Here is a 24590-nt window from a genome sequence, read left to right on the forward strand (position 1 = left end):
TCTCGACGACCTGCTTGATCACTGCCATCACTGGTGTTGGTGGTGACCGTGGCCGCCTGGTGACGGCTGCGGACCTGACGGCCGAGCGGTGACGACGACGCCGGGCTCCCGCTGACGCGCAAGCAGCGGGGATTCCGAAACGTCATCCCCGAGCATCGAGCAGCCGTCGTTCGCTTCACCAGACACAACTGAAGATTCACGTCGATTCGAAGGAGAAGAAAACGGTCGGCCCCGACATGATGTCGGGGCCGACCGTGTGTCTGGCTGGAACCTCCTCAGGTCAGCTCTGCGCCAGCTGCATCATCTGCTTCGGCAGCACCGTCATCTGGGCCGGGATCGGCAGCTGCGGCCGCAGCAGCGACAGCAGGCTGGCCGCCGCGCCCGCGATCGGCAGCGGCAGGGCCAGGCCCAGCGACGCCAGCAGCGCGTTCACGAGCGCCAGCACCGCGCCCAGGATGTCCAGGCTCGGCACCGGGAGTCCGGCCCAGGCCTGGATCGGCGTGCCGGCCGCACTCATGCTGCCGGTCGGTTGTGCTTGCTTGGCCTTCCCCTTGCCAAGCAGCGAGGTCAGGGCAAGGCCGCTGGCAGCGTTCACGAACGTGCCCGCGTCCTTGTCGTAGCTCCACTTCTGCCCGGTGCCTTCACGGCAGGGCAGTACCAGCAGTGGCGCGGCGGCAGGTACCTTCGCCAGGTCCGCACCGCTGTCCAGGCAGGCGCCGGTCGTTGCAAGGGCGCCACCGACGCTCTTGCTCATCGCGACCTGCAGCTGGCCGGACTCGGTGTAGATCCACTCCTGGGTCTTGCCTTCCTTGCCCGGCGCGCAGGCCATCATGACCGCCATCGGGACCTTGGCGGCCGCGACGAACGTCAGGCAGTACCGCGTGTCGGAGCGGGTGGCGATCTGTTGTGCCACGCCCACCGTGACGCCCGGTGTCTTCGAGCCTTCGGAGACGGGGTTCGCGGCCTGGGCCGGTACGGCGGTGGCGAGTGCGACGCTGACTGCGAGCACTGCCACGCCGGTACGGCTGAACAGCTTACGGATGATCAAGACAACCTCCAGAGGTCGTGCTATCTCACGGCGTCAGGTCGTCGGGACCCCGTACGCGAGCCGGAACGCCGGCAGTGACTCAGCGCGACGTTGACGCCACAACCAGTAAGGCACAGGTGGGACCGGGGAGGTTATGCCGATCCTGCGAAACTTGATGCCAATGGCAACTAACTGCCAAGCCCGATCTCGTTGCGCAAGGCATCGAAATCGGGCTGCCGGGTCGCCGTGCGACCGCTGTGAGGTGATCGAGATCTTACGGCAATCCGGCGGTATTCAGGTAGCTTGCCGGGAGAGTTGATGCCGTAGGCAACAGAGTGGTCAGTGCGGCTGCTTGGTGTCATTGGGGTCCGGGGCGAGCTCCTGCTCGGAGGCCAGACGCTCGTCGGCGGGGGTGTCGCCGGCGGTCTCGAGGGCAGGTGCGGACGTGTCACCCTCTGTGATCTCGCCGCCGACGGTGTCACTCGGCGTGGTTGTGGCCTGGGCGCGCAGCTCGCGCATCTCCTTGCGTCGGCGGTAGCCGCGGCCGAGGCCCTTCTTCAGCAGCCACAGCCCGAAGATCAGCGCGGCGCCGGCCAGGGCGCCGAGGAAGAACACGGTCGGCACCGAGACGCCGAAGTCGACGCCGAACACCTCGAGCTTGGTGGACGCGGTCGAGGACACCGAGACGCCCAGACCGAACAGCACCGCGAGGGCAATCAGAACAATTCCGAGGACGGCCATGGCAAGCTGCCTTTCCGCCGGCCCTACGCCGGCCCTTCAGGCCTCACTGCTCAGCAATGCGGAGAGCAGCGCTACCGCGCCGCTCTTGTCGAGTGGGTTGTTCTGGTTCCCACACTTGGGTGACTGTACGCACGACGGGCATCCGTCCGTACATTCACAGTGTGCAATCGCCTCGCGTGTCGCGGTCAACCACTCGCGCGCCGCGGCGTACCCGTGTTCGGCGAATCCGGCTCCGCCGGGGTGCCCGTCGTACACGAAGACGGTGAGGCAGCCGGTGTCGGCGTGGCGGGCGGTGGAGACGCCGCCGATGTCCCAGCGGTCGCAGGTGGCGAACAGCGGGAGCAGTCCGATCGACGCATGCTCGGCCGCATGCGCCGCTCCTGGTACGTCGGACAGGCCCAGGTCCGCGACCGCGGTGTCGGGCATCGTCCACCAGACCGCTTTGGTCCGCAGTGTGCGCTCCGGCAGGTCGAGAGGCTGCTCATCGAGTACGTCGCCCGTCGCGATCAGCTTGCGCTGGTACGAGATGACTTGGCTCTTCACCTGGACCCAGCCGCGCGACAACTCCGCCGTACCCCAGCTACAGGTCTCCTCGGTCGCCAGGATGCTGATCTCGGTCGTGTCCCGCGCGAACGTCGTGTAGTCCGGGGAGGCCGGCTCGACGACAGCGGCATGCTCCTCGAGGTCGAGGGACCGGACCAGGTACGACTCGCCGGCGTGCACGTAGACGGCGCCCTCATGGACCGACGAGTGCGCCGAGCCGCCGTCGACCGTGCCGAGCAAGCGACCGGTCTGGTCCTCCACGATCTGCACGGTCTTCCCGCCGGCCGACCGGATGTCGATGGCGTCGACGGCCCGCTCGCGGCGCGTCCAGAACCAGCCATGGGGCCGCTCCCGCAGCGCGCCCTGCAGCACGAGTTGTGCGATGACCTGCGACGTCGTACTGCCGAAGATCTCGAAGTCATCCTCGGTCAGCGGGACCTCCTGCGCGGCCGCACACAACTGCGGACCGAGGACGTACGGGTTCTCCGGGTTGAAGACCGTTGCCTCGACCGGCCGACCGAAGATCGCGCGCGGATGGCGCACCAGATAGGTGTCGAGCGGATCGTCGCGAGCGATCAGCAACGCAACTGCATCCCCACCAGCTCGGCCAGCACGCCCAGCCTGCTGCCAGAGCGATGCGCGCGTGCCAGGCCAACCAGATAGCAGTACGGCGTCCAGTCCGGCGATGTCGATGCCCAGCTCGAGCGCATTGGTTGCCGCGACACCGGTCAGCTCGCCGCTCTGCAACATCCCCTCGAGGCGCCGCCGTTCCTCCGGCAGATAGCCGGCCCGGTACGCCGACACCTGGTCGATCAGCGTCGGGTCGACCTCGGCCAAGTTCTCGCGTGCTGTCATCGCAACCGATTCCGCACCGCGCCGCGAACGGACGAACGCCACAGTCCGGACACCACTGACGACCAGATCGCTCAGCAGGTCGGCCACCTCGGCCGTGGCGGAACGTCGTACCGGTGCGCCGTTCTCACCATGCATTGCGGTCAGTGGAGGCTCCCAGAGACCAAACGCGATGCCGCCGCGCGGAGAGCCGTCCTCGACCACCTCCACCATCGGCAGGCCGGTCAAGCGTTCGCCTGACACCGCCGGCTCGGCAACAGTCGCCGAAGCGCAGATGAAGATCGGATGAGCGCCGTACTGCGCGCAGACCCGCCGCAACCGTCGCAGTACGCCGGCCACATGAGCGCCGAAGACGCCGCGGTAGTGGTGACACTCATCCACCACGACGTACTGCAGGCAGCCCAGAAAACGCGCCCAGCGTTGGTGATTCGGCAGAACGGACCGGTGCAGCATGTCCGGATTGCTGAGCACGTACGTCGCATGGTCGCGCGCCCAGTCGCGCTCGCTGCGCTCGGAGTCCCCGTCCAGCGTCGTCGCACGCAGACCGGGCACGGTGTACGACGAGACCGCGCGCAGCTGGTCGTGCGCCAGCGCCTTCGTCGGAGACAGGTACAACAACGACGCAGTACGGCGATGTGGTGACGCGGCCTGCGCAATGCTCAACGTGGCAAAGGCCGGCAGCAGATAGCCGAGCGACTTGCCCGATGCGGTCCCGGTCGCGACGACGACGTGCTTCCCGGCGTACGCCGCTTCGGCCGTGGCGACCTGATGTGTCCACGGAGCCGTGATGCCGGCGTCGCGCAGCTGGCCGAGCACTTCGTCCGGAACCCAGCGCGGCCAATCACACGTTTGCCCCAACCGGGGCGGCACGGACTCGACGTGGGTCAACCGGTCGTCACGACCGGCGGCCAGGCGTTTCAGGACAGCCTCCGCCTCACCACCTGCACGCATACCGCGAGCTTAGGGCGTGGCACGGACAGCGAATCGCTGAGGACGAGCTGAGAGTGCACGTGCGGCGTGCACGGTCGGATGCACACGGTCGGATGCACGCGGCTTTTTGGGGAGGGGAATCGACTTCGGTCTGACGAGATGAAAGAGTTTTCGGTAGCGGGTCTTACTCACGGTCCGTACATGGTTGAATGCAGCAGTTCACGGGATCGGAGGCCGAAGTGGATCTGTCGCTGACCGCGCGCGCCGAGGGCGGGCGGACCGTCATCGAGGTGGCGGGGGAGATCGACGTCTACACCGCACCGAAGCTCCGCGAGAAGATCGCCGCGCTTGTCGATGAAGGGGTCTACGACCTGGTCATCGACCTGGAACGCGTGGAGTTCCTGGACTCCACCGGCCTCGGCGTTCTCGTCGGCGGGCTGAAACGGGTGCGCACCCACGACGGTTCGCTGTCCCTGGTCTGTACCCAGGAACGGCTGCTGAAGATCTTCCGGATCACCGGCCTGACAAAGGTCTTCGACATCCATCCGGACGTCGCCTCGGCGATCTGATCCCGGCGTCCCGAAGCGAAAAGGTGTCCACAAGGCTACGAAGAGTGAGCTGCTTGCTCAGACACCCGGGTATGGCGTAGACCACCCTGTCGTCAGGTCTGGTCGGGAACCCGTTAGAGTAGCCCACCGCGCCAGTCCATTGGCGTTGTGTCGTATTTCCCCAACCCTTCGGTTGCGGCAGATGGGGGCCGTCAAGCCTGGATGGGTTGCCTACAAGGAGGACGGATGTCCGCGCTGCTTGCACCACAAGCGGTGGATCTTTCGTCGAGCAACACCACTCTGGTGATTGTCGTCGGGGTGATCGCGATCCTCGCGGTCGTCATCGCGATGGTCTTCCGGGGCCAGGTGCTTGCCGCGAACGATGGCACCGAGAACATGAAGACGATCGCCGCGGCGGTTCAGGAAGGCGCATCGGCGTACCTGAACCGGCAGTTCCGGACATTGTCGATCTTCGCCGTGGTTGCGTTCCTGTTGCTGTTCCTGCTGCCGGCGCACACCGACGGCGGCAACGAGACCACGCTGAAGATCTTCCGCTCCGTCTTCTTCCTGATCGGTGCGGGCTTCTCCGCCGCGATCGGGTACCTGGGCATGTGGCTCGCGACGCGCGCCAACGTCCGGGTCGCCGCGGCTGCCCGCGACGAGGGACGCAACCCGGCGATGCGGGTCGCGTTCCGCACCGGCGGCACCGTCGGCATGGCGACCGTGGGCCTCGGCCTGTTCGGCGCCGCGCTGGTCGTGCTGATCTTCAAGGGTGACGCCCCGACCGTGCTCGAGGGCTTCGGCTTCGGCGCCGCGATGCTCGCCATGTTCATGCGTGTCGGCGGCGGTATCTTCACCAAGGCCGCCGACGTCGGCGCGGACCTGGTCGGCAAGGTCGAGCAGAACATCCCCGAGGACGACCCCCGGAACGCGGCGACGATCGCCGACAACGTGGGCGACAACGTCGGCGACTGCGCCGGTATGGCGGCCGACCTGTTCGAGTCGTACGCCGTGATGCTGGTGGCCTCGCTGATCCTGGGCAAGGCTGCGTTCGGTGAGCAGGGCCTGATCTTCCCGCTGATCGTGCCGACCATCGGCGCGGTCACCGCGATCATCGGTGTCTTCCTGACCCGTCCGCGGACCGGTGAGAACGGCCTGCGCACGATCAACCGGGCCTTCTACATCTCCGCGGTCATCTCTGCCGTGCTCTGTGCGGTGGCAGCGTTCGTCTACCTGCCGAGCAGCTTCAAGGACCTGACCGGCGCGACCGAGACGATCGCCGCGTACGACGGCGACCCGCGGCTGATTGCCACCGTTTCGGTGATCATCGGCATCGTGCTGGCGGCCGTCATCCTGGCGCTCACCGGTTACTACACGGGCACCGAGGACAAGCCGGTCCGCGACGTCGGCAAGACCTCGCTGACCGGTGCCGCGACCGTGATCCTGTCCGGTATCTCGGTCGGCTTCGAGTCCGCCGTCTACACCGCCGTGGTGATCGCGGCGGCCGTGTACGGCGCCTTCCTGGTCGGCGGTTCCGGTGTGGTCGCGCTGTTCGCGATCGCGCTGGCCGGCTGCGGTCTGCTCACCACCGTCGGCGTCATCGTCGCGATGGACACCTTCGGTCCGGTCTCCGACAACGCGCAGGGCATCGCCGAGATGTCCGGTGACGTGGACGGCGAGGCGGCCCAGATCCTGACCGAACTGGACGCCGTCGGCAACACCACCAAGGCCATCACCAAGGGCATCGCGATCGCGACCGCCGTACTGGCCGCGACCGCGCTGTTCGGCTCGTTCACCGACGCGATCCGGACGTCGCTGGCCGACAACTACCCGAAGTTCGAGGCCGACGCACTGGTCTTCAACCCGGGCACGCTGGTCGGCATCATCCTCGGTGCGGCCGTGGTGTTCATGTTCTCCGGTCTGGCCATCAACGCCGTCGGCCGCGCCGCCGGTGCGGTCGTCTACGAGGTACGTCGGCAGTTCCGCGACATCCCCGGGATCATGGAGGGGACGGGCAAGCCGGAGTACGGCAAGGTCGTCGACATCTGCACCCGGGACTCGCTGCGGGAGCTGGCCACGCCTGGTCTGCTCGCACTGACCGCGCCGATCGCCGTCGGCTTCGGCCTCGGCGCCGCGGCCCTGGCCGGCTACCTGGCCGGTGCGATCGGCGCCGGCACGCTGATGGCGGTCTTCCTGGCCAACTCCGGTGGTGCCTGGGACAACGCCAAGAAGCTGGTCGAGGACGGCAACTGGGGCGGCAAGGGTTCGCCCGCGCACGAGGCCACCGTCATCGGTGACACCGTCGGCGACCCGTTCAAGGACACCGCCGGCCCGGCCATCAACCCGCTGATCAAGGTGATGAACCTGGTCTCGGTGCTGATCGCTCCGGCCGTCGTCGGGATGTCGGCGATCGGCGACGACCCGAACAAGACGCTCCGGATCATCATCGCGGTCGTCGCGGTGATCATCCTGGCCGCCGCGGTCTACGTCTCGAAGCGCCGGGAGTCGGTCATCTCCGACACTCCGGCCGAGGTCAACGCGGCCGCGTAGTTCGCAGTACTGACAGCAGCAGCTGATGAAGCGGCCCGCCGGTCTGATCGGCGGGCCGTTTCGCATGTCTGGACCCAGACCGGTGACCGCCTTACTGTCGATACGACGAAACGTCCGTTGGGGGGAGGTGGCAGGACCTATGTCTCCCCGTCGATCGGCGATCGCCCTGCTGCTTCTGGTCGTGGCAGGTCTGGTGGGTACGGCGCAGTCGGCGTACGCCGCGACGCCCGATGCCACCTACCTCAACACAGCACACCAGCTCAATCTGACGATCATCCAGGCGTCCCACGCGGCGAATGCCCAGGGCCAGAGCTCGTGCGTGCGAAGCGTCGGTACGCAGATGGAACGCGATCACCGCCGGCTCGCCGCGCAGGAGTCCGAGCTCGCCGGCCGATTCGGTATCAAGCTCGCGACGCTGCCTTCAGTCCAGCAGCGCGAACAGCTCGACGCGCTGGGAGCCAAGGCCGGGACCTCGTCGTACGACGCTGCTTGGCTCGCGTTGCAGCGGCAGCTGCACCAGGAGTACCTCGCGTTGATCAACGGCGATGTGCCGAAGAGCGCCTCGCCTGCCGTCGAGTCATTGGCCGAGGGCGCCAAGCCCGTGGTCCAGATGCACCTGGACATGGTGACGCCCACCTGCCACATCGTGACCAGCAAGCCGGTCGTGCCGACCGGCGACGGCGGCCAGGTGGGCGATGCCCAGAAGGCTCGCTCGCGCGCGGCGTTGATCCTGCTCGGCATCGGAGTACTGCTGTTGCTCGGCAAGGCGATCTCGATGCGGCGCCGGCTCCTCGGTTTTGCGGCGATCGGCGCCGGGCTGGTGATGGTGTTCGGTGGGCAGCCCAATAACGCGGGACAGGTTCCGAAGGCCGGAAATTCCGCGGAAGAACGGGAAGCTGCCATCCCACCGGTCCGGTTGAAGCTGCAAGGCGTCGAGAACGCGCCGGTGCAGGCGGTCGCCACAGGAAGCGACGGCCAGCTGCAGATGCCGACATCTCCGAACGCCGTGGGCTGGTGGGCGGCGGGCGCGGCCCCGGGCTCCGACGGTGGCACTGTTCTGCTCGCCGGGCACGTGGACACGGCCCGGTCCGGGCCGGCGGTGTTCGCAGGGCTCTCCGCAGTACCGGTGGGTGCCAAGGTCTCGGTGACGGGTGGGGACGGACACGTGCACCGGTACAAGATCGTGGCTCGGCGCACCTATCTGCAGAGTGCCTTGCCGCGCGACCTTTTCCAGGGTGCCGGAAAGCCGCGGCTGGTGCTGGTCACCTGCACCGGCTCGTACGACCACAAAGCACACCGTTACACGCACAACCTGGTGCTGTACGGCGTCCCGGTGGTCTGAGCCGTTTGGTAGTCACTTCCACCTGCGACCGACCGAAGTACGGGCGTCCGTCGACTTTCGGCTGATGCGCCAAGACCCTCGCATAGGGGATCGTCGGGGTCGTGGTCAGGGCTTTAACCGATAGCTGCCGACGTCCGGCGGACGGCAGAATCAACCCACGGGTGGACACACCGGATCCGCCCGGGGTCCGATGATCCGGACCCCGGTGACCTCGATACTGAGAGCTACACAGTCCACTACCAGGTGCGCCACCGAAAGAGGAGTACGGCGATGATCGAGGCAAAGGGCCTCACCAAGCGATACGGCGCAACAGTTGCCGTTGACAACCTGTCTTTCGAGGTGAAACCGGGAAAGGTGACCGGCTTCCTCGGCCCGAACGGGGCCGGTAAGTCGACCACCATGCGGATGATCCTCGGTCTCGACACCCCGACGTCCGGCGAGGTCACGATCGACGGACAGCGCTACCGGGATCTGCACCGGCCGCTGACCAAGGTCGGCGCGCTGCTGGACGCCAAGTGGGTGCACCCGAACCGCTCGGCGCGTGCGCACCTGACCTGGATGGCCGCTTCCAACAAGCTGCCGAAGGACTCGGTCGACAAGGCCCTGGAGATGGTCGGCCTGTCCGCGGTCGCGAACAAGCGGGCCGGCGCCTTCTCACTGGGTATGTCGCAGCGGCTCGGCATCGCCGGCGCACTGCTCGGCGACCCGGAGGTGCTGCTCTTCGACGAGCCGGTCAACGGCCTCGACCCCGAGGGCATCGTCTGGATCCGTACGTTCATGCACCGGCTGGCCGACGAAGGCCGGACCGTGCTGGTCTCCAGCCACCTGCTGTCCGAGATGGCGCTGACCGCCGAGGACCTGGTCGTGATCGGCCGCGGCAAGCTGATCGCGCAGAGCACGACGCAGGAGTTCGTCGACCGGGCCAGTGGTACGACGGTCAAGGTCCGTACGCCGCAGCTCGACCAGCTGGCCGGCGTACTGCACCAGCAGCAACTGGTCACCCGGATCGAGGACGTCGAGAACGAGGGCAAGGTGCTCTTCGTCGAGGGCGACCTGACCACCGACCAGATCGGCGAGACGGCCGCCGCGCACGGCATCGTGCTGCACGAGCTGACGCTGCAGCGCGGTTCGCTGGAGCAGGCGTTCATGCAGATGACCGGTGACTCGGTCGAGTACCACGCGCACGACGAGATCGCTGCCGTGACCGAGCTCGACGCGCCGTCGGGCGCCGAGGTGGCCGCGGGTCCGAAGGAGGACAACTGACATGTCGGTGATCACTGTCGAGCGGATCAAGCTCTTCTCCACCCGCTCGCCGTGGTGGTGCATGATCGTCGCAGCCGTGCTGACCGTCGGGTTCGCGGCGCTGACGACCGGCTTCCTCAAGGGCGCCGACGAGCAGCAGGCGACGATCTTCATCACCCAGCCGGGCGCACAGCTCAGCCAGATGGTGATGATGGTGATGGCCGCGCTGGCCGTCACCACCGAGTACCGGTTCGGCACCATCCGGACCAGCTTCCAGGCCGTTCCGCAGCGCGCCGCGCTGCTGCTGGGCAAGACCGCGGTGGTCGCGTTCCTGTCCGGTGTCATCGGCCTGATCGCGTCCTTCGGCGCGTGGGGCGTCGGCAGCCTGTTCGCCAGCAACGCGGACCTGTCGATCAACACCGGGGCCGAGTGGCGGCTGCTGGCCGGTCAGGGCCTGGTCTTCGCGATCTCCGCGGTGATCGCGGTTGCGGTCGGCATCCTGATCCGGCAGAGCGCCGGTGCGATCGCGATCCTGATCCTCTGGCCGCTGCTGGTCGAGAACCTGGTCAACCTGATCCCCAAGGTCGGCGACGACCTGGCCCGGTGGGCGCCGTTCGCGAACGGCAGCTCGTTCCTGAACCAGGGCCAGGACTTCGGTCTGGCCGGTGCGGGCGCCGGGGGCAGCGACTTCGCTCTCGGTCCCTGGTGGGCACTGCTGTACTTCGCCGGCTGGGCGGCCGCGCTGATGGCGATCGCCCTCTTCTCGGCGAGCAAGCGCGACGCATAGAAGCCACCCCGGTCGAGGTTGAGGGGCCCTGGCCGGGGCAGGGAGCCCGGTCGGGCTGAGGGGTCCTGGCCGCGACGGCCCGTGGTACATCCGGGAGACCGGATGGACCACGGGCCGTTTCTCCTGTTGATCAAGGGTTGGCGGGTGGCCCGGCGAGCGTCTACGGTGCCGCGCATGACCGATTGGGCGCAGGTGCGCGAGGCGGGCTACGCGGTCCCTGAGGGCCGCTCCACGGGCGAGTTGGTGGCCGAGTTGGTGGGCATGCTGCGATCGCCGGATCCCGTCGTACGGGATCGCCAGGCGTACGCCGTACTTGCGACCTGGATCGGCCGCGGGGTGCTGACGGCCGAGGAGCTGCGGGCGCTCGGTGACGAGATGATTCCGCGGTTCGGCGACCCGGAGATCCAGGCGCGGACGTTCGCGCCGCTGATCCTCGACTGCATCGTGGCCGCCGGGGTCTACGAGCCGCATTGGGTGCCGCCGTTCGAGCGCTGGTACGTCGCCGAGGAGGACCTGCGCGGGTACGACGAGAAGCTCGGCTGGCTGCACGCGATCGCGCACGGGGCCGATCTGCTCGGGACGCTCGGGCAGCACGCGGCGGTCGAGCCGATCCAGATGCTCCGGCTGGGGATCGGGCGGTTGCTGACGCCCACGGCGTACGTGCTGCGCGATATGGAGGACGACCGGCTCGGGTACGCGCTGGCGGCGACGCTGACGCGCGAGGACCTGACCGAGTCCGATGCGGTCGAATGGCTCGATCCGGTGATCCGGGCGTTGTCGAACCCGCCTGCCGAGGGGATCACTCCCGAGGTGACGAACACTATCCGGACGTTGCGGGTTGTATACGTGCTGGCCGATCACGGCCCGCGGGTCGGGGATGAGAAAAAGCTCACGCCGATCCCGCACCGCGAACAGGTCAAGACAAGGCTGGCGGACGTGTTCCGGATCGTCACGCCGTACTATCTCTGAGCTCTCTCAGGCGATGCAGGGCTGTCGGCAACTACCTGACGGAGTACGACGCATCCGACTTTCGTCTTGTTTTTCCCTGAATCCTCCCCGAGCAACGGCATGTCGAGGTCCAGGGCGGAGTACAGGTGAAGTCAGGTGGCAGTGGAGGCTCGTCCGTGACAAGGTCTCTGCTGGCAGGCCATGGCCCCCTCCCATGGTGGTGCCAACGCCACTACCCAAGTAGTGCCAACACCATCAGATCTGGTCCCCGGCAAGGTTAGCTTTGAGCTACAAGGCCGTCGGGGGCAGCGGGTTCTAGAGAGGGCGCGTGGAAGTCATGGTTGCGACATACCTGAAGAGATGGGTCGGCAACCGCATTCTCAGTAGGACCACCCGCAAGGGTGGTCTCGACCTGTCGAAGATGCGGATGTTCCCCAGCTCGGTCTCGATGCCGCTGCGCCGGCAGGGTCTCGACCCGGTGCCGGAGCTCGCGGAGGTGCGGGAGACCGAGCCGGTGCACAAACTGGCCCACCTGTTCGGGCTGAACGTATGGGTGGTCAGCGGGCATGCCGAGGCGAAGGCCGTGCTCGCCGACACGACGAACTTCAGCAACGACATCCGGCCGCTGGTCGGCTCGGACCCGAACAAGCCGTCGGAAGGTATCGGCGGGCTCGGGTTCACCGATCCGCCGGACCACACGCGGCTGCGGAAGCTGCTCACCCCCGAGTTCACCAAGCGCAAGCTGGCCCGGCTGGAGCCGGCGATCGAGAAGATCGTCAACGACCAGCTGGACCAGATGGAGGCCAAGGGGCCGGTCGTCGACATCGTCGCCGACTTCGCGTTCAACGTGCCGTTCCTGTTGATCGCCGATCTGCTCGGGGTCGAGGAGCAGGACCGCGATCGTTTCCGTGCGCTCGGGCCGGCGCGGTTCGACCTGTCCGGTGGCGGTATCGGGGTGTTCGGATCGGCTTCGGAGTCGCGGGACTTCCTGTTCGAGATCGTCCGCAAGCAGCGGACGAACCCGGGCGACGGGCTGATCGGGTCGATCATTCGCGAGCAGGGTGACGATCTCGACGACGTCGAGCTCGGCGGTCTCGCCGACGGGGTGTTCCTGGGCGGGTACGAGACGTCCGCGAGCATGCTCGCGCTCGGGACGCTGGTGCTGCTGCGCGACCCGAAGAACTTCGAGATGATCCGGAACGAGCCCGGTTCGGTCGACGGGATCGTGGAGGAGTTGCTGCGGTACCTGACGGTTGTCCAGGTCGCGTTCCCGCGGTTCGCGCGGCACGACCAGGAGCTGTTCGGCCAGCAGGTGAAGAAGGGCGACCTGGTCGCGGTATCGCTGTCCGGCGCGGACCGGGACAAGCAGATCTTCGGCGCTGATGCCGAGGACTTCTACCCCCGTCGTACGGTGTCCTCCGCCCACCTCGCCTTCGGCCACGGCATGCACCGCTGTGTCGGCGCGGAACTCGCGCGGATGGAGTTGCGGGCCGCATTCACCGCGCTGGCCCACCGCTTCCCGGACCTGTCCCTCGCCGTACCCGAAGAACAACTCCGCTTCCGCGACTTCTCCATCGTCTACGGCGTCGAATCCCTCCCCGTCCAACTCCACGCAGCCTCCACCAACCAAGCCGCCGTCTAACAAACCGCTCCGCGACAGCCAAAGGACACCGCTTCGCGGCGGCTGTTCTTTTGGCCGCTCCGCGGCGGCGCAACCGTCATCCGCCTCGCCCCCACCGGGCGAGGCGGATGTGTTTCCGGCGGCAACAAAGGACACCGCTCCGCGGCGACTGCCTTTCGGCCGCTCCGCGGCGAGCACGATCGCACCCCGAGCTGCTCCTTACGGGCGACGCGAATGTTTCTGACGCGAACAAAGGACACCGCTTCGCGGCGGCAGTTCTTTGGCCGCTTCGCGGCGTGCGTGATCGCACCCCGAGCTGTCCTGTCCGGGTGAGGGGCTGCGTCTGTGCGCTCAGCGAGCCACGAGACCACCGGTCGGACGACCCTCGGCGCCTCCGGCGATATGCCGGCGTCGATCGTGTCAGGCGACCCGGTGTGGGCCGGCGCAAGACACGATAGGTGGTGAAGGCCTTGCTGGCTGGTTGGATCCAAGTGGTGCTGACCGCGGTGCGGGACGGAACGACCTGGTGTGAAGCCTGTCAGTACAGGCTGAAGCGTTGGGCGAAGGTGGTTAGGGTGGCGGGGGTTTGGGGGTTGATGACGAGGCGGGTGACGCCTTGGCGTTCGTACGAGGCGAGGGCCGCGGGGGCCAGGTCGGTTGAGGCCCAGCGGGTGTACTCGAGGTCGTCGCGGCCGGAGGTTTCGCGGGCGAGTTTCCATTGGGCTGCGCGCTCGGCCGGGGGCAGTGCACCGCCTGGGAAGTAGCCGTCGCCGTGGCGGCCGGCTCGGCGGGCGGCGGCGCGGCTGGAGCCGCCGATGTGGATCGGCAGCGGGGCTAGCGGATGCGGGAAGCTGCACAGGTCCTCGAACTCGAAGAACTCGCCCGAGTAGCTCACCCCGTCCGCGCCGCCGCTCCACAGCAGGCGCAGTACGTCGATGGCCTCGTCCGTACGGCGACCACGGGTGGCGAAGTCGACGCCGACGGCGCGTGCCTCACCGGGCAGGCTGCCCAGCCCGACGGTCAGCAGGCGCATCCGGCCCTTCGACAGCACGTCGATCGTGGCGAGACGCTTCGCCAGCGTGACCGGGTGGTGGTAGGGCAGCAGCAGTACTGCGGTACCCAGCAGGAGACGCTCCGTCGAGGCGGCGACGTACATCAGCAGGTCGAGCGGATCGGCGTACTCGAGCGTCGTCGGCAGTTCGAAGCCGCCCAAGGACGCACCGCGGTAGAGCGCGACGTGCTCGGGGACGTACAGCCCCTCGAACCCGCAGGCCTCCGCGTGCCGGGCGAACTCCACCAGCCGCTCCGGATCCATCCCCTGTCCTGGCGTGCTGTAAGTAACGGCGAATTTCACCCGCCGACCTTAGAACCCGGCCCCCAGGGTCAAGGCAAATCGCGCGGTATTTCCGGCACTGGTGGTTCTCGTGAGTAGTTTGTTTGTGGCACTAGGTGGTCGTTGGCCGGATCGGGTCGTGACAGGATGCGGGGTGGGTGGTCACAATGGGCGGTCCGGCCCGAAGTGCGGGTGACGGAACAGGGAAGGGCCGTCGGCGGGTATGGGGATTGGCGAGATGGCGACGGGCGATGTGTTGACCGCCCGGATCGCCGCCGCGATGACCGCCGCCCAATCGGGTGGGCATGCGAGTGCTGCGGCGGAGATCGAGGCGATCCGGTCCGAGCTGGGTGGGGTGCCGAGTTACCGGCTGGCCGCAGTTGAGTACGTGCGGGGTGTGTCGGCTCATCACGCGAGTGACGCCGACGAGGCGCTGCGGGCGGTCGACGCCTGCATCGAGGTCGCCCGCGCGATCGACGAGCCCGGCTGGGAAGCCAACGCGCTCCCGATCCGCATCATCAACCTCGCCCGCAGCGGTCGCGGTGGCGACACCGTCAATGACCTCGTCGCGGCTGAAGCGGCCTTGAGCCGGACCAGGGATCCGGGACTGACTGCCTGGGCGCACACCGGCCTCGGCTACGCGTACGACGTACTACGACTGTTCGAGCTCTGCATCCCGCATTACGAGCTCGCGACCGGGCTCGACGAGGACGTGTTCGAGCTGGCTGAGTCCGAGGCGATCGACCGCTTGAACCTGGCCGAGACGTACCTCCGCTGGGCGCACGAACTCGAGCGGCTCGGCGATCCTTTGTATACAAGGGAGATCGAGGAGCGGCTGGCGTCAGCGGCGTACTGGGCGCGTGAGGCCGAGCGGGTGATAGTGGACGACGAGAGCCAGGAGTTCTGGCGTCTGAGCGCCCGTCTGTGGCTTGCTGCGGCCGCTACCGTCGAGGATCCGGACCGCGCGGTCGTCGACCTGACCGAGATTCGCGACGAGATCAGCAAGCTCGGCGAGACCGAGCGGCTCGCGATCGCCGGCGCGTACCTGGCAAGAGCGCTGAAGGCGCAGGGAAAGTTCGAGGAGGCCAAGGCTGCGGCGGATCGAGCCGCCGCCGACCTGATTCCGTTGGCCGACCCATCGACGCATGTCCTGGTCCTGCAGACCCGTTCGGAGATCGACGCTCTCGACGGTACGCCGGGAGGCATTGCAGGCTTGGAGTACGCGCGTTCGGTCGCGCGCGGCTGGTGGAAGGAGCGGCAGCGGGCGCTGAACGCCGTACGGCATGCGCTTGCTGTGCACGATCTTCCGGCTCGCCACGACGCGGAGTGGCACGCCGCGCGCCAGGATCCGCTGACCGGCGTGGGTAATCGCCGTGCGCTGGACGAGCGGCTGACCGCGGCCCGCGACTCCGGGCGGGCGGTCACCTTGCTGGCCATCGATGTGGACAACCTGAAGATCGTCAACGACACTTTCGGGCACGCCTGCGGGGACGAATTGCTGCAGGTTGTGGCAAATCTCCTGGTAGAACAGGCGCGAGCGACCGATGCCGTGGTTCGATCGGGTGGCGACGAGTTCTTCGTGGTCCTCGACCAGCCTGATGCCAAGGGCGGTGCGCAGTTGGCCGAGCGGATCCGGATCGCCGTCGCGGCGATCGCGGCGGCGACGGAGAAACCGTGGCTGCGCCGGCTCGGGCTGAGTCTCGGGTACGCCGCAACCGCCGAGGGTCTCGGTGTCGACCAGCTGATCGCGCGGGCGGATCTGCGTCTTTACGAGGACAAGCGCCGCAGTAGGTAATGGGCACCGCAACAGAGTGAGTCAGGGTAGGGGAGGTGTGGTGCGCGAGACGTCGGGGGTGACGGCGCGGATTGCGGCGGCGATGACGCGGGCGCAGTCGGGTAGTCCGGCGGAGGCTGCGCTCGAGATCAACGAGCTGCTGGCCGAGCTGGGCCCGGAGCCGAGTCACGAGCGGGCAGCGGCCGAGTACGTGCGGGCCGTCGCGGCGCATCACGCCACCGACTCGATCGAGGCGCTCGACGCCGTCGACGGCTGTATCCGGGTCGCGCGCGCGATCGACGAGCCGGGCTGGGAGGCGAACGCGATCGCGGTCCGGATCGTCACGCTGATCCGCACCGGTGAAGGCGGTGACTCGGTCGCCGACCTGGTCGCCGCGGAGAACGCGCTGTCGCGGACCCGCGATCTCGGCCTGGCCGCCTGGGCGCACACCGGCCTCGGCTACGCGTACGACCTGCTCCGGCTGTACGAACTGTGCATCCCGCACTTCGAGCTCGCCGCCGAGGGCGATCACGATCCGCTCGGCCTGCCCGAGGCGCCGACGATCAACCGGCTGAACCTGGCCGAGTCGAGCCTGCGATGGGCGCACGAGCTCGAGCGGCTCGGCGATCCGTCGTACGACGAGGAGATCCAGGAGCGTCGCCGGGCCGCGCATCGGTGGGCGGGTGAGGCGGTCGACGCGATCCTTGCGGCCGACCTGCTCGGGTACTGGCCGATGGCCGGGCGGATGTGGCTCGCGGCGAGCAACGACGCCGGCGACGCGGCCGAGGCGGCGGTGATCCTGAAGGACTGCCGGGACCAGCTCGCGAAGCTCGGCGATCTCGAGCTGGCCGCGATCGCGGGCGCGTACCTGGCCAGGGCGTATCTGACGCTCGGCCGGATCGACGATGCGATGGAGGCCGCGGGCCGGTCGGCCAGCGAGCTGCCGCCGACGTCGGATCCGCCGGTCGAGGCCCTGATCCGGCACACCGCCGTACAGATCGTTGCTGAGTCAGGCGACGCTGGTGCGTCGAGCGGGCTGCAGTATGCGCGGGCGATCAGCAGAGGGTGGTGGGCGGAGCGGCTGCGCGGGCTGTACGCCGTACGGAGTGCGCTGGCGAACCATGAGCTCTCGATCCGGCACGACGCCGAATGGCGGGCCGCGCGGGAGGATCCGCTGACCGGCGTGGGCAATCGGCGCGCGCTGGATGAGCGGATGTCGGTGGCGCGCGACTCCGGTCGATCGGTCGCTGTCATCGCGATCGACGTGGACAACCTGAAGGTCGTCAACGACAGCTACGGGCATGCGTGCGGGGACGAGGTACTGCGTCGCGTCGGGCAGCTGTTGAAGGAGCAGTGCCGCGCGGAGGACGTGGTGGCACGGGCCGGCGGGGACGAGTTCGTCGTCGTACTGGACAACCCGGACGAGCGCGGTGCCGGCGAACTCGTCGAGCGGATCAAGACAGCGGCGGATCGGGAGGCGGCGCAGGCGTTGGCGCCGTGGTTCGCAATGCTGCGGTTGAGCGTCGGGCAGGCGAGCAGCACCGACGGTACGTCGGTGAGCGACCTGCTGACCGAGGCCGATCGGCGGATGTACGCCGAGAAGCGCCGTCGCCGGCGGGCTGCTCAGTAGTCGAGGAAGCCTTCTACGACAAGGTTTCTGATCTGGGGAAGGTAGTCGGCGAGTACGTCGACCACCGGGCGGTCCATCAGGTCCGCGAGTGCGGCAAGGATCTGGCCGGTGCTCAGGTCGCCGTCACACGCACCGACGAAGCCGGCCAGGACGGTGTCGACCTGCTCTGCGCGGCGCATGCCACGCTGGCGTCGCAGCACGATGGTGGCCGGGTCCTCGGCGCCTGGTTGACCGGTGGTCTCCTGGATGACGTCGTCGGCGACATGCAGGTGCAGTGCGGTCAGGTCGGCGGGTAGGCCTTCCAGACGCTCGAAACGGTGCAGGACGTGCGGACCGATCGGGCGCTCGATCTCGTACGGCCAGGACTCGGCGGCGAGGGTGCCTTCGACGTTGTGCAGGGTGATCCAGCCCATGCCGATCGCCTCGACGTTCTGGTCGTCCAGGTACCGCATCCACTCGTCGTACCGGCTGGTGTACTGCGGTGGGCCCTGCAGGCCGGCGTCGCGCAGCCAGAGTTCGACGTACTCGGAGGGGTCTAGCTGCTCGCGCTGGACGGCCCACGCCGACCGGTCCGCTGTCCAGGAGGCGATGCGGTCCTGCCAGTCCTCGCCGCGCACACAGGTCCAGTTGGCGAGCAGTTGGCACCAGCCGCCGTCGGTCAGGTGGTCTGGTGCTTGCCGGATGAGCTGCTCGACGACGGTGTCACCGGCGTACCCGGTCTCGCGGTAGGTCAGGTCGCCGCCGGGCGGGGAGATGACGTACGGCGGGTTGCTGACGATGAGGTCGAACCGCTCGCCGCGCACCGGCTCGTACAGGCTGCCGTCGCGGACATCGAGGTCGATGTGGTTGAGCGCAGCAGTCCAGCGGGCCAGCTGCAGGGCACGCGGGTTCACGTCGGTGGCGACGAGCTGGTTGACCCGGTCGGCCAGGTGGAGCGACTGAATGCCGCACCCGGTGCCGATGTCGAGCGCTCGGTCGGCCTTGATCGGGACCGTGAGGTGGATGAGGCTCAAGCTGGCCGGAGCGATGCCGAGGACGTAGTCGGAGCGCATCGGCTCGCGGCGCCCGTCGAGCCCTGGCGTGGGGTCCGCAACGACCCACCATTCCCGCTCTTCCTCCGCGAACGGCCGGATGTCGAGCACAGCCCTTGCCTCGCCGCCCGAGGTCTCGACGATGCCCAGGGCAACCAGATCGATTCCCGCAAACACCTTATTTACAAGTGCTTCCGGCAGGGGTCGTTGCAGCAGGAACAGCCGGATCATCGTGTCGAGCGCATCTCCGGATCCGGTACGCCGAAACGCCGGCGCCGTCTCGTTCCGCCCCAACGCCCCGTTGGCCTGCTCCCCGAGCCGCTCGGCAACCCCGTCCACGGTGTACCCCGCGGCCTCGAACGCCGTCCGCAGCCCTGCCACCACACTCTCCTGCATGCGCACATCCTCCCACCTCCCATCGAGGGAGGCGGGAGGATGCCCCGGCTTCTACGGGTTGCAGGTGAGTTTGGCGTCGGCCCAGTCGCCGTGGTCGCTGGTGTTGCCGTCGCCTCCGTCGGTGACTTGGAGGGTGAGGGTTTGGGCGCCGGTCACGTCGACCGTTGTGGTGGCTGTTGGCGATGTTCCGGTGAGTTGATCGGACGTGTACTTCGCGGTGCCGTCGGTAAGGACCTTGAACGTGACCTTGCCCCGGTCCTCCATCTCGTCGTCGATGCCCAGCTTGCTGGTGAATGTGGTGCAGTTGCCGCCCAGGCGAACGCTCACCGACGAAGGAGCGTGCGCGCCCAGGCCCTTGGCGTACGTGACCCCGTCGAGCGTGATCGGGCCGCCGTCGCCGGTGCCGTCCTCGCCGTTGCTGTGGTCGCGTTCGACCGGGCCCCAGCCGTTGGTCGAATCCAGGAACTCCAGGTCACTGACCCAGTTCTCCCCGGTGGGTGCCGGGGGCAACGGTTTGTCGGCGATCGTGGCCGCGAAGAATCCGAGCCCGCCGCCGGGCAGCTTGATCGCCTTCACGGTCTTGCCGGGATCGAGCGGTACGGCGGTGTAGAACACGCGGTAATCCGTCGTCGTGTTGCCCAGACCGGCTGGTGTGTAACGGCCCTTGACCGAGACGGCGAGCTTGGCGCCGCCCGTGGTCGGATCCTGGCAACACCAGTTCGGCAACTGGAAGGTGCCTTCGGACGTGGAGCCGTCGGTGTAGATGATGGTGACGGTTCCCCGGGCGTTGAGGCTGGCGCCTGCACCAAGGAGCGCGAGGTGTGAGCCGGTGCCTGAGACCAGGATCGGGGCCGACTGGTCCTTCACCACGTTCGGCGTACCGGGTGCTCCGGTCGGCCAGGTGAAGTCAGCGCCCTGGACGTTCACCGTGCCGCCTGGCGTGTAGCCGGCTGCCGCCAAAGCCTCGCCGTTGAAGCTGTCGCCGGAGCCGTCGAAGTTGCCCTTGGCGTACGTCGCTGCGTCGGTCACGCCAACGACATTGGCTGCCTGCGACAACGATGCGTACGGCAACTCCGCGGTCGCTGACGCGGTATTCGAGTAACTCTTGCCTTGAGCAACGTACGACGCCCTCACAGACAGGGTGAAGCTTGCCGGCTTCACATCCGCGCCCGGAGTGACCTGGAGCTTGGTGGTCACGGTCTTGCCGGGGGCAACTGACGAGAAGGTGTTTGCGCCCGCGACGGACCAGCCGGTTGGCAGCTGAGCGTCGAGGTGCACGTTGCGGACGGATGTGCGGGTGTCGTTGCGGAAGGTCGCGGTGACCTCGGTGGCCTGGCCGGGAGCGTTCCACAGTGACGGGGTGGTGAGCTCCGGGGTGCCGAAGGTATTGGTGACGTCTGGGCCGCCCACCGCGGACGTCCCCGACAGGCGGACGACGGCGCTCCGTGAGGTGGGGATCGATGCGGTTTGCACTCGAACCACTCCGTTGGAGTAGGACCAGTTGGCAGCTTTGCCATCGATTGTGACGTGGTGCGGGGCGGTGCCGGTGTGGAGTGTCAGCTCGTACGGGCGCGCGGTGGGCTTGCCGTCGTACGAACCGTTGCTGCGGCCGATGTTCACGGTGATGTCGCCGCGGCCGTCCGTCGGTGCGTCGACGGCGAACGTCTGCGTCGCGGACTTCGTCGAGCGGGTGACGCGATCGTCCTCGTAGAGGTTGAACGACGACTTGCCCGATGGGTAGATGTCGACCGTGACGCGGTCGCCGAAGCCTTGCTCGGCGGCGTTGTTGATACCGGTCTTCCACATCGGCACGACGGCGCCGGCCTTCACGAACAGCGGCAGCGTGTCGAGCGCGGCGTGGTACCCGTTGACCGTTGTCGGGCCTTGGTACACGCGACCGGTCCAGTAGTCGATCCACCGGCCTGCAGGCAGGTAGATCCCGTTCTTGACCTCGTCCGCGCCGTACATCGGTGCGACCAGGAACTCCTTGCCGGCCAGGAACTCGTACTTCGTCGTGTCGTCCCACGTCTTCGGGTCGTTCGGGTACTCCAGCACCAGCGACCGGTTCAGCGGAGCGCCGGTCCGGTGCGCCTCAGCGGCGTACGTGTAGAAGTACGGCAGCAGGCGCTCGCGGAGCTTCAGGTACTTGCGGTTGATCGAGGTGTACGGATCGCCGTACGCCCAGGGCTGCTTGTACGCCGGGGTCGACCAGCCGGACATGCTCATGAACGCCGGGTTGAACGTCTTCCACTGCAGATCCCGCACGTACGACGTGGCGCTGCCGCCGAAGATGCCGTCGACGTCACCCGCGCTGTACGCGATGCCGGAGTTGCCGGAGCCGGTGATCGCCGGGATCTGCCACTTGATCGCGTCCAGCGAGCCGCTGTGGTCGCCGGTCCACTGCACCGCACACCGCTGCGCGCCGGCCCAGCCTTCGACCATCCACGCGAACCCGCGGGCGTTGCTGTACTGCTCGATACCGTCATGCGCCGTGTCGCAAGCACTCAGCGCGTACCGGTACCCCGGACCGACCCATGCCACGTCCAGCTTCCGCACGCGCACACCGGCGTCACCGACCTCGGCCGGCTGCCGGTCCAGGTTGGACTGGGTCCACAGCCCCATCTGGATGTTCCGAGCGCGCAGTTCGTCACCGGCCTGCTTGAGTGCGGGGATGTCGCGCTTGCCCCACCACGTGCCGTCGACCTGTTCGGAGTCGGTGGTGGCGGAGTACCCGCAGCCGTAGTCGTCGTTGACGAGCATCCAGCCGCCTGGCATGTCCTCGTCCTTGAACCGCTGCGCGACCTTGACCGCGTCCAGCGTGGTCACCTTGTCCGGGTTGACCTTCCAGTCGTTGCTGGGGTCCGGGTCCGTCGCGTAGTGACCGCGGTTGTAGCAGTCCGAGTCGCCGTACTCGAGTCCGTAGATCGGCGGCATGAACGGCCGGCCGGTGAGCTCGGTGTAGCGGTCCAGCGAGGTCTTCAGGTCACCGACGAAGTAGTACGCGTCGAACCGCTTCTCGTCGTGACTGGTTACGACCGGACTGGTGAAGCTGTAACTACCCGGGGCGAACGTGTTCCGCAGTACGCCGTAGCCCGCGGTGCTCATGTAGTACGGCGACGCGTTCGGGTTGCCGCCGTCCTCCCAGTTGAAGTCCTTGGTGATCTTGATCGTCTGGTCGCGGTGCGAGAAGCGGCCGTTCTGCATGCCGCCGCCGAAGAACTGCTCGTTCGCGCCACGGCCCAGGGTCTGCGTGGTGGAGGTGTCGGTCCAGGACAGCGGTGCGGTCTCGGACCAGACCAGCTGACCGTTCGACCGGTACAGCGAGAACTTCAGCGGGCTCTTCTGCGCACGGACCTCGATCTTGCCGGTCGTGAGCGAGTAATAGGTGCCGCGGTCACGCCAGGAGGTCCGCGGCGTGCCGTAGTCCGTCTTGGTGACGATGTTGGACGCGGGAGCGCCCGGATCGGTGGGCGGAGTGTTCGCGGGATCGGTGAAGTTCCCGTCCGGCGCCATCCACAGCCGGAAGACGTCGTCCTTCAGGAACACCACCCGCACCTTCGCCGCGCCGGCGCTGAGGGTGTACGTCGCTTTGTCGGCCGCGAAGCCGGTGACGTCACCGAGAGTGGTGGCGGCGGCCTGGGCGGGAGCCGCGGTGTACACGAGTGCGCCTGCTAACAAGGCTAAGGCGACTACTGAACGTTTCATGCGGACAAAGATGCTCACGAGTGCCTCACTTCACGCATCAATGAACAAGATGCGCACATTGAAACTCACTGACGACGCGTTGTCATCAGGTCGCGCCAAATGACCCCGTGATCAAGTTGGGACGGTGTCGCCATCACGGGGTGAAACAAGGCGATGACGATGAGCGCATGAGCAACCGGCGTCCCAGCAGCCCCAGCAGTCACGTCTTCACCAGGCGTCACGTCCTGGGCGCCGGCCTGTCGGCTGCCCTCGCCGCGGGTGCCGCGGCCGCGTGGCCGGGGTTGGCGCAAGCCGCCGCGATCGACCCGGACGCGCCGGGCGGCGTCGCGCCGGACCGGATCCGCGCGCAGGGCGACCCGGACTTCCACCCGGTGAAGTTCCGGCTGCCGGCGCCGACCGGGCGGAAGGCGCTCGGGACGACCGCCGTCCACCTGATCGACCGGTCGCGGCCGGATCCGGCCATGCCCAGCGGGCAGCGCGAGCTGATGATCAGCCTCTGGTACCCGGCCGGGATGTTCGGGTCGGCGCCGTTCGCGAAGTACATGCCGCCGCGGACCGCGGTCGAGGTCGACGACGCGTGGACGGGCGAGTACGGGCTGGCGCTGCCGAGCGGGTCGTTCGACTTCGCCGGCACCGTGACGCACGCGCGGATCGACGTACCGGCCCAGCCGATGCGGCATCCCGTCGTACTGTTCTCACCCGGTTTCCAGTACAGCCGGTTCGTGAACACCGCGCAGGTCGAGGACCTCGCGAGTCGTGGGTACGTCGTGGTGACGATCGACCACTCGCACGAGACGCCGGTGGAGTTCCCCGGCGGACGGTTCCTGCCGGGTGCGCCGGAGTCGGAACCGCCTGGTCCGGACCAGATCCGGGCAGCGGTCGAGACCCGGACCGCGGACGCGCGGTTCGTACTGGATCAGCTCGAGCGGATGGCCGGCGGCCGGAAGGTCGATGCCGAGGGCAAGGATCTGCCGAAGGACCTCGCGGACGGGCTGGACCTGCGCAAGGTCGGCATGTTCGGCATCGGCCTCGGCGGCTATGCGACCGCGAACACGATGCTCGAGGACGAACGGATCGCCGCCGGGATCGATCTCGACGGCACGCTCCAGGACGACCGGAAGAAAGGACCGCTCGGCGACGTTGCAAAGAGTGGTCTGGACCGACCGTTCCTGTTGTTCGGATCGGGTGAGACCCAGCGGACCGATCCGGCCGAGGACAACTACGACGCATCCTGGGCGAGCTTCTGGAAGACGCAGCACGGCGGCAAACTCAACCTGGCCCTGGCGAACACCAAGCAGAAGGCGTTCACCGACTACCAGTTCATCTTCTCCCAGCTCTTCCACGACATCTACGGCGAGGACCCGATCATCACGTCGGTGATGAAGGCGCTCGTCGGCAGCGCGAAACCGGCGCGGAGTGTGCTGGCGCAGCGCGAGTACATCGCCGCATTCTTCGACCAGACGCTGCGTCGCCGGCCGGCGCTTCTGCTCCGCGGTGACTCCCCGAAGTTCCCGGAGATCCGCTTCGTCCGCTGAGACGGCGTACGCTCGTAGGCGACCTCGGGGCAGCCTGTGGCGGTGCCGCGACGCG

At 67.8% G+C, this 24590-nt stretch carries 16 protein-coding genes; 10 read left to right on the forward strand and 6 right to left on the reverse strand.

The genetic code is table 11. From position 1 onward, the window contains the following. Positions 1–280: 280 nt before the first annotated feature. The 3 genes from FDA38_RS01045 to FDA38_RS01055 form a co-directional block, all read right to left on the reverse strand. Positions 281–1048 (reverse strand): RICIN domain-containing protein, encoded by a 768-nt coding sequence (locus FDA38_RS01045; protein ID WP_170989541.1) that lies wholly within the window; start codon positions 1046–1048, stop codon positions 281–283. Positions 1049–1366: 318 nt separating this feature from the next. Continuing rightward, complete coding sequence (locus FDA38_RS01050) at positions 1367–1768, reverse strand: hypothetical protein (protein WP_137252189.1); 402 nt, start codon at positions 1766–1768, stop codon at positions 1367–1369. A gap of 36 nt (positions 1769–1804) precedes the next feature. Then, a complete protein-coding gene (locus FDA38_RS01055; RefSeq protein ID WP_170989542.1) occupies positions 1805–4114 on the reverse strand; it encodes a DEAD/DEAH box helicase in 2310 nt (769 codons plus the stop codon). A 188-nt stretch (positions 4115–4302) separates the two neighbouring features. Here FDA38_RS01055 and FDA38_RS01060 point away from each other — a divergent pair, with 188 nt between their 5' ends. The 7 genes from FDA38_RS01060 (at position 4303) to FDA38_RS01090 (ending at position 13152) form a co-directional block, all read left to right on the forward strand. Next, a complete protein-coding gene (locus FDA38_RS01060) occupies positions 4303–4662 on the forward strand; it encodes an STAS domain-containing protein (RefSeq protein ID WP_272948965.1) in 360 nt (119 codons plus the stop codon). Positions 4663–4887: 225 nt separating this feature from the next. After that, entirely contained in the window at positions 4888–7191 is a 2304-nt protein-coding gene (locus tag FDA38_RS01065; RefSeq protein ID WP_137252190.1) for a sodium-translocating pyrophosphatase, read from the forward strand. Positions 7192–7330: 139 nt separating this feature from the next. Further along, positions 7331–8533, forward strand: coding sequence for a DUF4142 domain-containing protein (locus tag FDA38_RS01070; RefSeq protein WP_170989543.1), 1203 nt, complete (start codon positions 7331–7333; stop codon positions 8531–8533). Between the two features lie 270 nt (positions 8534–8803). Beyond that, entirely contained in the window at positions 8804–9796 is a 993-nt protein-coding gene (locus FDA38_RS01075; RefSeq protein ID WP_137252192.1) for an ABC transporter ATP-binding protein, read from the forward strand. Position 9797: 1 nt separating this feature from the next. Continuing rightward, positions 9798–10562: an ABC transporter permease gene (locus FDA38_RS01080; protein WP_137252193.1), complete on the forward strand. Its 765-nt coding sequence runs from the start codon at positions 9798–9800 to the stop codon at positions 10560–10562. A gap of 174 nt (positions 10563–10736) precedes the next feature. Then, a complete protein-coding gene (locus FDA38_RS01085) occupies positions 10737–11531 on the forward strand; it encodes a DUF2785 domain-containing protein (RefSeq protein WP_137252194.1) in 795 nt (264 codons plus the stop codon). A gap of 316 nt (positions 11532–11847) precedes the next feature. Then, on the forward strand, positions 11848–13152 hold the full coding sequence (locus FDA38_RS01090; protein WP_137254050.1) for a cytochrome P450: 1305 nt from the start codon (positions 11848–11850) through the stop codon (positions 13150–13152). Positions 13153–13669: 517 nt separating this feature from the next. Here the strand turns inward: FDA38_RS01090 and FDA38_RS01095 are convergent. After that, positions 13670–14485, reverse strand: a complete 816-nt coding sequence (locus FDA38_RS01095; protein WP_137252195.1) for a TIGR03619 family F420-dependent LLM class oxidoreductase — start codon at positions 14483–14485, stop codon at positions 13670–13672. A 217-nt stretch (positions 14486–14702) separates the two neighbouring features. On the opposite strand from FDA38_RS01095, the gene FDA38_RS01100 reads away from it, so the two are divergent. Together FDA38_RS01100 and FDA38_RS01105 are read left to right on the forward strand one after the other, a co-directional pair. Then, the gene (locus FDA38_RS01100; RefSeq protein WP_137252196.1) at positions 14703–16259 is read left to right on the forward strand and encodes a GGDEF domain-containing protein; all 1557 of its coding nucleotides are present in this window, start codon (positions 14703–14705) and stop codon (positions 16257–16259) included. A gap of 40 nt (positions 16260–16299) precedes the next feature. Continuing rightward, on the forward strand, positions 16300–17868 hold the full coding sequence (locus FDA38_RS01105) for a GGDEF domain-containing protein (RefSeq protein ID WP_233714453.1): 1569 nt from the start codon (positions 16300–16302) through the stop codon (positions 17866–17868). Here FDA38_RS01105 and FDA38_RS01110 read toward each other — a convergent pair. Beyond that, complete coding sequence (locus FDA38_RS01110; RefSeq protein ID WP_137252197.1) at positions 17862–19295, reverse strand: DUF7059 domain-containing protein; 1434 nt, start codon at positions 19293–19295, stop codon at positions 17862–17864. The genes FDA38_RS01105 and FDA38_RS01110 overlap by 7 nt on opposite strands. Positions 19296–19346: 51 nt before the next feature. Next, a complete protein-coding gene (locus FDA38_RS01115; protein ID WP_137252198.1) occupies positions 19347–23000 on the reverse strand; it encodes an NPCBM/NEW2 domain-containing protein in 3654 nt (1217 codons plus the stop codon). Between the two features lie 167 nt (positions 23001–23167). Here FDA38_RS01115 and FDA38_RS01120 point away from each other — a divergent pair, with 167 nt between their 5' ends. After that, entirely contained in the window at positions 23168–24535 is a 1368-nt protein-coding gene (locus FDA38_RS01120) for an alpha/beta hydrolase (RefSeq protein WP_137252199.1), read from the forward strand. Positions 24536–24590: the final 55 nt, after the last annotated feature.

Source organism: Kribbella jiaozuonensis (assembly GCF_005233875.1).
Taxonomy (GTDB): Bacteria; Actinomycetota; Actinomycetes; order Propionibacteriales; family Kribbellaceae; genus Kribbella; species Kribbella jiaozuonensis.

Excerpts from the sequence above, each read along its gene's own strand:
- FDA38_RS01050 (WP_137252189.1), bottom strand. The coding sequence starts at position 1,768 with ATGGCCGTCCTCGGAATTGTTCTGATTGCCCTCGCGGTGCTGTTCGGT.
- FDA38_RS01055 (WP_170989542.1), bottom strand. The coding sequence starts at position 4,114 with ATGCGTGCAGGTGGTGAGGCGGAGGCTGTCCTGAAACGCCTGGCCGCC.
- FDA38_RS01060 (WP_272948965.1), top strand. The coding sequence starts at position 4,303 with ATGCAGCAGTTCACGGGATCGGAGGCCGAAGTGGATCTGTCGCTGACC.
- FDA38_RS01065 (WP_137252190.1), top strand. The coding sequence starts at position 4,888 with ATGTCCGCGCTGCTTGCACCACAAGCGGTGGATCTTTCGTCGAGCAAC.
- FDA38_RS01070 (WP_170989543.1), top strand. The coding sequence starts at position 7,331 with ATGTCTCCCCGTCGATCGGCGATCGCCCTGCTGCTTCTGGTCGTGGCA.
- FDA38_RS01075 (WP_137252192.1), top strand. The coding sequence starts at position 8,804 with ATGATCGAGGCAAAGGGCCTCACCAAGCGATACGGCGCAACAGTTGCC.
- FDA38_RS01080 (WP_137252193.1), top strand. The coding sequence starts at position 9,798 with ATGTCGGTGATCACTGTCGAGCGGATCAAGCTCTTCTCCACCCGCTCG.
- FDA38_RS01085 (WP_137252194.1), top strand. The coding sequence starts at position 10,737 with ATGACCGATTGGGCGCAGGTGCGCGAGGCGGGCTACGCGGTCCCTGAG.
- FDA38_RS01090 (WP_137254050.1), top strand. The coding sequence starts at position 11,848 with ATGGTTGCGACATACCTGAAGAGATGGGTCGGCAACCGCATTCTCAGT.
- FDA38_RS01100 (WP_137252196.1), top strand. The coding sequence starts at position 14,703 with ATGGCGACGGGCGATGTGTTGACCGCCCGGATCGCCGCCGCGATGACC.
- FDA38_RS01110 (WP_137252197.1), bottom strand. The coding sequence starts at position 19,295 with ATGCAGGAGAGTGTGGTGGCAGGGCTGCGGACGGCGTTCGAGGCCGCG.
- FDA38_RS01115 (WP_137252198.1), bottom strand. The coding sequence starts at position 23,000 with ATGAAACGTTCAGTAGTCGCCTTAGCCTTGTTAGCAGGCGCACTCGTG.
- FDA38_RS01120 (WP_137252199.1), top strand. The coding sequence starts at position 23,168 with ATGAGCAACCGGCGTCCCAGCAGCCCCAGCAGTCACGTCTTCACCAGG.